8 protein-coding genes are annotated in these 6,936 nt (G+C 66.8%); 3 read left to right on the forward strand and 5 right to left on the reverse strand.

The window, feature by feature from the left end:
* The 3 genes from GJ693_RS12445 to GJ693_RS12455 all read left to right on the forward strand — a co-directional run.
* A partial coding sequence (locus GJ693_RS12445; protein WP_268893160.1) for an acyl-CoA dehydrogenase family protein occupies positions 1–333 on the forward strand: 333 nt, incomplete at its 5' end.
* 118 nt (positions 334–451) lie between these two features.
* Entirely contained in the window at positions 452–937 is a 486-nt protein-coding gene (locus GJ693_RS12450) for a MarR family winged helix-turn-helix transcriptional regulator (RefSeq protein WP_197042168.1), read from the forward strand.
* A complete protein-coding gene (locus GJ693_RS12455; RefSeq protein ID WP_156256615.1) occupies positions 930–1,730 on the forward strand; it encodes a crotonase/enoyl-CoA hydratase family protein in 801 nt (266 codons plus the stop codon). Before GJ693_RS12450 ends, GJ693_RS12455 begins: the two co-directional genes overlap by 8 nt.
* A 52-nt stretch (positions 1,731–1,782) precedes the next feature.
* On the opposite strand, the gene GJ693_RS12460 is transcribed toward GJ693_RS12455, so the two are convergent.
* The 5 genes from GJ693_RS12460 to GJ693_RS12480 all read right to left on the reverse strand — a co-directional run bounded on the left by GJ693_RS12460 (position 1,783) and on the right by GJ693_RS12480 (position 6,823).
* Entirely contained in the window at positions 1,783–2,238 is a 456-nt protein-coding gene (locus GJ693_RS12460; protein ID WP_197042169.1) for a hypothetical protein, read from the reverse strand.
* 7 nt (positions 2,239–2,245) lie between these two features.
* Positions 2,246–3,433 (reverse strand): CaiB/BaiF CoA transferase family protein, encoded by a 1,188-nt coding sequence (locus GJ693_RS12465; protein ID WP_156256617.1) that lies wholly within the window; start codon positions 3,431–3,433, stop codon positions 2,246–2,248.
* Between the two features lie 243 nt (positions 3,434–3,676).
* Complete coding sequence (locus GJ693_RS12470) at positions 3,677–4,873, reverse strand: acetyl-CoA C-acetyltransferase (RefSeq protein WP_156256618.1); 1,197 nt, start codon at positions 4,871–4,873, stop codon at positions 3,677–3,679.
* The gene (locus GJ693_RS12475; RefSeq protein ID WP_156256619.1) at positions 4,873–6,018 is read right to left on the reverse strand and encodes an acyl-CoA dehydrogenase family protein; all 1,146 of its coding nucleotides are present in this window, start codon (positions 6,016–6,018) and stop codon (positions 4,873–4,875) included. Before GJ693_RS12475 ends, GJ693_RS12470 begins: the two co-directional genes overlap by 1 nt.
* A 4-nt stretch (positions 6,019–6,022) precedes the next feature.
* Entirely contained in the window at positions 6,023–6,823 is an 801-nt protein-coding gene (locus tag GJ693_RS12480) for a hypothetical protein (protein ID WP_156256620.1), read from the reverse strand.
* Between the last annotated feature and the right edge of the window lie 113 nt (positions 6,824–6,936).

The raw sequence follows: 6,936 nt of genomic DNA on the forward strand, positions 1-6,936 counted from the left end.
CTGCCCGCGGACGCAGTGGCGGCACGCGCGCCGATCGGCCGGCTGGCGGCGCATCTGATGGTGCTGCGGCTGATGGCGCGCGGCATGGCGGCATTGCTGGCCGCCGGCGAAGACCCGGCGCTGGAAGCGGCGATGGTGAAGGATCTGGGCGCCAGTTTCGAGCAATCCATCCCCGACGTGGCGCGCAGTCTGCTGCCCTTCATCCCGGATCCACCCCCGCAATTGCAGGCCACGCTGGCGGCGATTGTGCAGATTGCGCCGATGGTGTCCCTGCGCGGCGGCACCCGCGAGATCTTGCGCGGCATCATTGCACGCGGCCTGGGCGTTCGCTGAAACCGTTGAATTTCAACCTGTAAATGCATGCTGCGGCAATTAGTTGAATATTGAACTATATTGGTTTAATGTTGAACTATCGCCAATTTGCCGTGCGGGGACCCGTTGCGCGCCGCCAATGCAGGAGAATCGCGCCATGATGTCGAGCGACCCGATCTACTCCGAACTGTTCGCCGAGATTGCGCAGATCCAGGCATTGTCCACCACCGCCCTGCAACGCCAGCTGCCGCCCGACTTGTCGCTGGCCGGTTTTGGCGTGCTCAATCACCTTGCCCGGATGCCGGGCAACTGGGGCCCTTCCCGGCTCGCCGCCGCCTTCCAGGTGACCAAGGGCGCCATGACCAACACGCTGCAGAAGCTGGAAGCCGCTGGCCATGTCGTGATCGAAGCCGACCCTGGCGATGCCCGCGCCCATTTCGTGCGGATCACGCCGGCCGGCCAGCTTGTCCGCGAGGCGGCGCTGGCGGCGCTGGTGCCGCATTTCAACCGGCTGGCCGCCGCCGTTCCCCGCCACCAGGTCCGCACCGCGCTGCCTTTGCTCAGCCAGGTGCGGCAATGGCTCGACAACAATCGGCCGCCGCCGCACAGTGCGCGCCATGACTGATCATGTCCTCTATGCCCGCGATGGCCACATCGTCACCCTCACCCTCAATCAGCCCGAGCTGCGCAACCCCGTGTCGGATGACGACATGGTCGATGCCATCCTGGCGGCGCTGGCGCGGCTGGAGAACGACCCAGATGCGCGCGTCGCCATTCTCACTGGCGCTGGCAGCGCCTTCTCGTCGGGCGGCAACCTCAAGAAGATGGCCAGCGGCGACGGCCTGGCCAGTGCGGCGCCAATCCGTACCCGCCGCAACTATCTCACCGGTATCCAGCGCCTGCCCCGCGCCTTTGCCGCGCTTGAGGTACCGGTCGTGGCGGCCGTCAACGGACCGGCCATCGGTGCCGGCTGTGATCTGGCCTGCATGTGCGATGTCCGCATCGCCGGGACGAGTGCCAAGTTCGCCGAGAGTTTCGTCAAGCTGGGCATCATTCCTGGCGATGGCGGCGCCTGGCTGTTGCCGCATGTCGTCGGCCACGCCAAGGCCGCCGAAATGGCGCTGACCGGCGACATGGTGGACGCCGCCGAAGCGCTGCGCATCGGGCTGGTCAGCCGCGTCGTGCCGGATGCCGAATTGCTCGACGCCGCCCGCGCCATCGCGGCGCGCATCGCTGCCAACCCGCCGCAAGCGGTGCGCATGACCAAGCGGCTGTTGTGGGAAGCCCGCGGCGCCACGCTGGAAACGGTGCTGCAGCTGTCAGCGGCCATGCAGGCGCTGGCCCACACCACCGCCGACAATCGCGAGGCGATGGCAGCGTTCCTCGAGAAACGCCCGCCAAACTTTACCGGCGGTTGAACGGCTGCCCTGGCCGTGGCGGGCTGTCAGTTTCGATTCGATCGGACGATGATCAGCCCAGGTTGAAGCGCTGACGATGGAGGGTGGCGAAGCCCAGGACCACCAGGAAGGGCTGCACCATGAACATGGCGAACCCCGCGGGCACGGCCATGCCTGTCGGCCCGGCCAGCGCGCGCCAGGCCATTTCCAGGCCGATGACCATCGCCAGCAGGAACAGCGCGTCGCCCGACAGGCGGCGCAAGCGCAGGCTGGACACGCCCCAGTTCAACGTCAGCCGCGCCAGGCAATAAAGGATCAGCAGCCAGCAGACATTGCCAGGCAGATAGCCATTGTCGCGCCAGTTGCCGAGGAAGCTGCCGAGATGGGCCTGTACCACCAGCCACAGCGCCGCCAGCGCCAGAAAGGCGCGGCGCAGCCACAGGGGGCCGCTGCTGGTCATGTCATGCTGGTCAATCACGCTCGCCACCCGCAACTCGAGATGGCGCACAGTGTCGCCGGTTCGCGTCAAGGAACGGTTAACGGCCCAGCCACTCTGCCAATACGCTGGACGCATCTTCGCCCACACGCGGCGGCGGCCGCCGCATGCTGGCCGGCGTTGCCGACAATTTGCCCGGAAAGGCCACGCTGGGAATATGCGCGCCGTCGTCGCGCACGAACTCATGCACGACCTGGCGGGCGGCGATGAATGGATCGGCGAACACCTCGCTCACCTTGTTCACCGGCCCGGCCGGAATGCCGGCGGCGGCGAGGCGCTCGATCAGCGGCAGGCCGGGTTCGTTTGCCACCAGCCGCTGCACCTCGGCTTCGATGGCATCGCGGTTGATGAGGCGGGCGCGGGCGGTGACGAAACGCTCGTCTTCGGCCAGGTGCGCCACGCCCATCAGGCGGCAGAAGGCGCGGAACTGGCCATCATTGCCGATGGCGATGATGATGGTGCCATCGGCAACATCGAACGTCTTGTAGGGCACCACGGTGGGGTGGCGGTTGCCCATGCGGCCGGGATCGACGCCGCCCACCAGCCAGTTCATCGCCTGATTGGCGAGGCAGGCAATCTGGGCGTCGAGCAGACTGATGTCGATATGCTGGCCTTCGCCGGTGCGTTCGGCATGGCGCAGCGCCGCCAGAATCGAGATGGTGGCATAGAGGCCGGTTGTCACGTCGGCCATGGCGACGCCGGCGCGCAAGGGGGCGCCGCCCTCCTCCCCCGTGATGGCCATGAAGCCGCCCATGCCCTGGGCGACGAAATCATAGCCGCCTCGGGTATGATAGGGACCGGTCTGGCCGAAACCGGTGATCGAGCAATAGACCAGGGACGGCTTCACCGCCTTCAGGTTCGGCCAGTCGAGGCCATATTTGGCGAGGCCGCCGACCTTGAAATTCTCGACGACGATATCGGCCTCGCGCGCCAGTTCGCGCAGCAACGCCGCGCCGGCAGGATCGGCGAAATCGACCGCGATCGAGCGCTTGTTGCGGTTGGCCGCAAGATAATAGGCCGAAGTGCCGATCTCGTCTTGCCCGTCGGCACCTTTCAGGAACGGCGGGCCCCAGGCGCGGGTATCGTCGCCGCGACCGGGCGCTTCCACCTTCACCACGTCGGCGCCCAGATCGGCGAGGATCTGGGTGGACCAGGGCCCTGCCAGCACACGCGACAGATCGAGCACGCGAATGCCGGCCAGCGCGGCGGGAGCATCTTCCTGGATCATGGCTGCCGGGTAGCCTGAAATGGAAAACGGTGCCAGCCCGCAAGGACTGGCACCGCTCCTAGCCCCCGACCGGGGTTAGCCGTTGTTGCTTGGGCTTTCGCCCCGATCTGGTTGAACCATTTGCGGTGGTCGACTCCCTTACGCCCAACGCAACTAATCCCCCGAATCACACAGGAATCTCTGTTACCAAACAATGAAGGTCCAAGAAAGCGGAAAGAAGTTAACAACTTGGCACAGAGATGGTCAGAGTCTTTCAAAGATGGCCGCCAGTCCCTGACCGCCACCGATGCACATGGTTTCCAGTCCAAAACGGGCCTTTCTCCGCTGCATTTCGTGGCACATCGACGCCAGAATGCGCCCGCCAGTCGCGCCAATCGGATGGCCAAGACTGATGCCCGAACCGTTGACGTTGAGCTTGTCGGGATCATGCCAGCCCCAGCCCTTCAGCACCGCGAGCACTTGCGGGGCAAAGGCTTCATTCAATTCAACCAGGTCAATATCGCTCCAATTCATGCCAGTGCGCGCGAATAGTCGTTCCACGGCCGGCACCGGGCCAATGCCCATGCGCGATGGATCGCAGCCGGCTGCCGCCCAGCCGGTGAGCCAGGCCATGGGTGTGAGGCCGAGCGGTTCCAGCAGCTCCTCCGCCACCACCAGGCAGGCCGAGGCGCCATCATTCTGCTGGCTGGCGTTGCCGGCAGTGACGACGCCGTCCTTCTCGATGGGCTTCAGTTGGGCCAGGCTTTCCGGCGTCGCGTCGGCACGGATGCCTTCATCAGCCGCGAACAGTGTTGGCGCGCCCTTTTTCTGCGCGATCTCGATTGGCACCAGTTCATCGGCAAACTTGCCGTCTGCCCAGGCGCGGGCCGCGCGCTGGTGACTCTGGGCTGCATAGGCATCGCATTCCTCGCGGCTGATGCCATAATCGCGGGCGAGATTGTTGGCCGTCTCGATCATGCCGGAAATCACGCCATAGCGACTGATCGGCTGGCTCATCACCCGGCCGCGCACCAGCCGGTCGTGGAAGGTCGTGCTGCCCATGCGGGCGCCATTCCTGTGATCAATCGAATAATATTCGACCTGGCTCATGCTTTCGATGCCGCCGGCCACCACGATATCGGCGGCGCCGGTCGCCACCCGCATCGAGGCGTCGATCACCGCCTGCAAGCCCGAACCACAACGCCGATCGAGCGACACGCCGGGCACACTCTCCGGAAAGCCCGCCGCCAGCCATGACCAGCGTGCCACGCAGGGCGCTTCGCCGTTGGGGTAGCCGTGGGCGAACACCACGTCGTCCACGCGCTCCGGATCGATCTTCGTGCGCTCGATCAGGGCCTTGAGGATGATGGCGCCCAGTTCGCCGGCCGGCAAGCCGGCCAGTGACCCGCCAAAACGGCCGACTCCGGTGCGGAGCGGCGAAACGATTGCAGCGCGGCGCATCAGGCATTCTCCCGCATCATGGCTTTCGCGATGATGGTCTGCTGGATCTGGCTGGTGCCTTCGTAGATCCGCAAGAGCCTGACATCGCGATAGAAACGCTCGACCTTGTATTCCGCCATATAGCCGGCGCCGCCGTGGATCTGCACGGCGCGATCGGCGATTCGGCCCACGGCTTCCGAGGCATGAAGCTTGAGCACCGAACATTCGCGCGCCGTCGCCTGGCCGGCGTCAAAGCGCGCGGCGGTGCGCTCCAGCAGGGCGGCCGTGGTCAGCCGGTCCACCTCCATGTCGGCCAGCATCGCCTGCACCAGCTGGAAATCGCCGATGCGGCTGCCGAACTGCTGGCGCTCCATGGCGTAGGTCAGGCTCATGTCGATCAGCCGGTCCGCCATGCCGAGCGCGACGGCGGCGATGTGGATGCGGCCACGATCGAGCACCTTCATCGCCGTGCGGAAGCCCTGGCCGGGGACGCCGCCGATGATGTTGGCAGCGGGCACCATCACATTGTCGAGGATCACGTCGCAGGTCTTGGCGCCGCGCTGGCCCATCTTGCGGTCGGGCCTGCCCAGGCTGATGCCCGGCGTGTCGGCCGGCACGATGAAGGCGCTGATGCCGGCGGCGCCCTTCATCTCGGGTTCGGTGCGGGCCATGAGGGTGAACACCGTCGCACGCGGGGCGTTGGTGATGTAGCGCTTGGTGCCGTTGATCCGGTAGATATCGCCTTCGCGCACCGCCGAACAACGCAGGGACGCCGCGTCGGAGCCGGCGCCCGGTTCCGTCAGCGCGAAACTGGCAATCGCCTCGCCGGTGGCGAACTTCGGCAGCCACTCGGCCTTCTGCGCCGCGGTGCCGTCGATCATGATGCCCTGGCTGCCGATGCCGACCGTGGTGCCGATCAGGCTGCGGAAGGTGACGCTGGCGCGGGTGAGGATGCGCACCAACTGCGCTTCTTCCGCCATGGTCAGTCCCAGCCCGCCAAACTCCTCGGGCACGCTGAGGCCAAACAGGCCCATCGCCTTGAATTCGGCCACGATATCGGCCGGGATATCGTCAGCTTCCTCCACCGCGTCCTCCGCCGGGATCAGCCGTTCGACGACATAGCGGGCCAGTTGATCCTTCAACAGGCTGAAGGTTTCGATATCCATGCGCTCACCCGGCGGTTGCAGTCACCGCCACCGTGCCGTCACAGCGCAGCGCCTGCAAGCCATCATCGGCGGCGCGAAGCGCAATCGGCTGCCCGGCGAACAGCGGCGCCTGCGCGCGGAAGGCAAAGCGCCTGGCTGGGCCATGCCGCCGTTCCCACAGGCCGAGCAACTGCGCCGCCGCCAACGGGCCGTGGACGACCAGGCCGGGATAGCCCTCTTCGTCGCTCGCATAGGCCAGGTCGTAGTGAATGCGGTGGGCGTTGGCGGTGGCAGCGGAGAACAGGAACAGTGCTACCTGCCCCGGCGTGAAGACGGCATCGCCCGCGGGCGGCGGGGTGGCTGGCGCGGGCAACGGCACCGGCGAGCCATCGTCGCGCCAGACGATGGTCTGTATCTCCTCCAGCGCCTTTTCGCCCTCCTGCCAGATCTCGATGTGGACCTGGCCGAGCAGCAGCGTGCCGGTCTTGCCGGTCTTGGGCGCCAGGCTTTCCAGCACCCGCATCTGCATGGCGGGCATGCCGGCGATCAAAGGGCGGTGGAAGCGGTATTCGGCGCTGGCAAACATCCGCCGCGGCAGGCTGACCGGCGGGAAGAAACCGCCGCGGGCCGGGTGGCCATCCGGCCCGCGTGGGCCGGGCGGGGGCAGGAACAACGCGAGATGGCCAAGCGGCGGCCAGCCCAGCGCCTCGGCATCCCAGTTCAGCGCCTCCGCCAGCCGCAGCACGTCCGGCCCGTGCAGCATTTCCTCGCGCCACTCCGCCTTGCCGACCCAGCTCTGCCAATGGGCGATGGCGTCGGGCGTCACGCCACCAGTCCTTCATCGTGCAGCCGGCCGATGGCACCGCTGGCAAGGCCCAGCACCTCGGCCAGCACGGCGTCGGTGTCCGCGCCCAGCTGCGGCGCCGGGCGCACGGGGCC

Origin of the sequence: Sandarakinorhabdus oryzae (assembly GCF_009733735.1) — a bacterium.
Taxonomy (GTDB): domain Bacteria; phylum Pseudomonadota; class Alphaproteobacteria; order Sphingomonadales; family Sphingomonadaceae; genus Sandarakinorhabdus; species Sandarakinorhabdus oryzae.

Coding starts and splice junctions, on each gene's coding strand:
- GJ693_RS12450 (WP_197042168.1), top strand. CDS start 452: ATGCAGGAGAATCGCGCCATGATGTCGAGCGACCCGATCTACTCCGAA.
- GJ693_RS12455 (WP_156256615.1), top strand. CDS start 930: ATGACTGATCATGTCCTCTATGCCCGCGATGGCCACATCGTCACCCTC.
- GJ693_RS12465 (WP_156256617.1), bottom strand. CDS start 3,433: ATGATCCAGGAAGATGCTCCCGCCGCGCTGGCCGGCATTCGCGTGCTC.
- GJ693_RS12470 (WP_156256618.1), bottom strand. CDS start 4,873: ATGCGCCGCGCTGCAATCGTTTCGCCGCTCCGCACCGGAGTCGGCCGT.
- GJ693_RS12475 (WP_156256619.1), bottom strand. CDS start 6,018: ATGGATATCGAAACCTTCAGCCTGTTGAAGGATCAACTGGCCCGCTAT.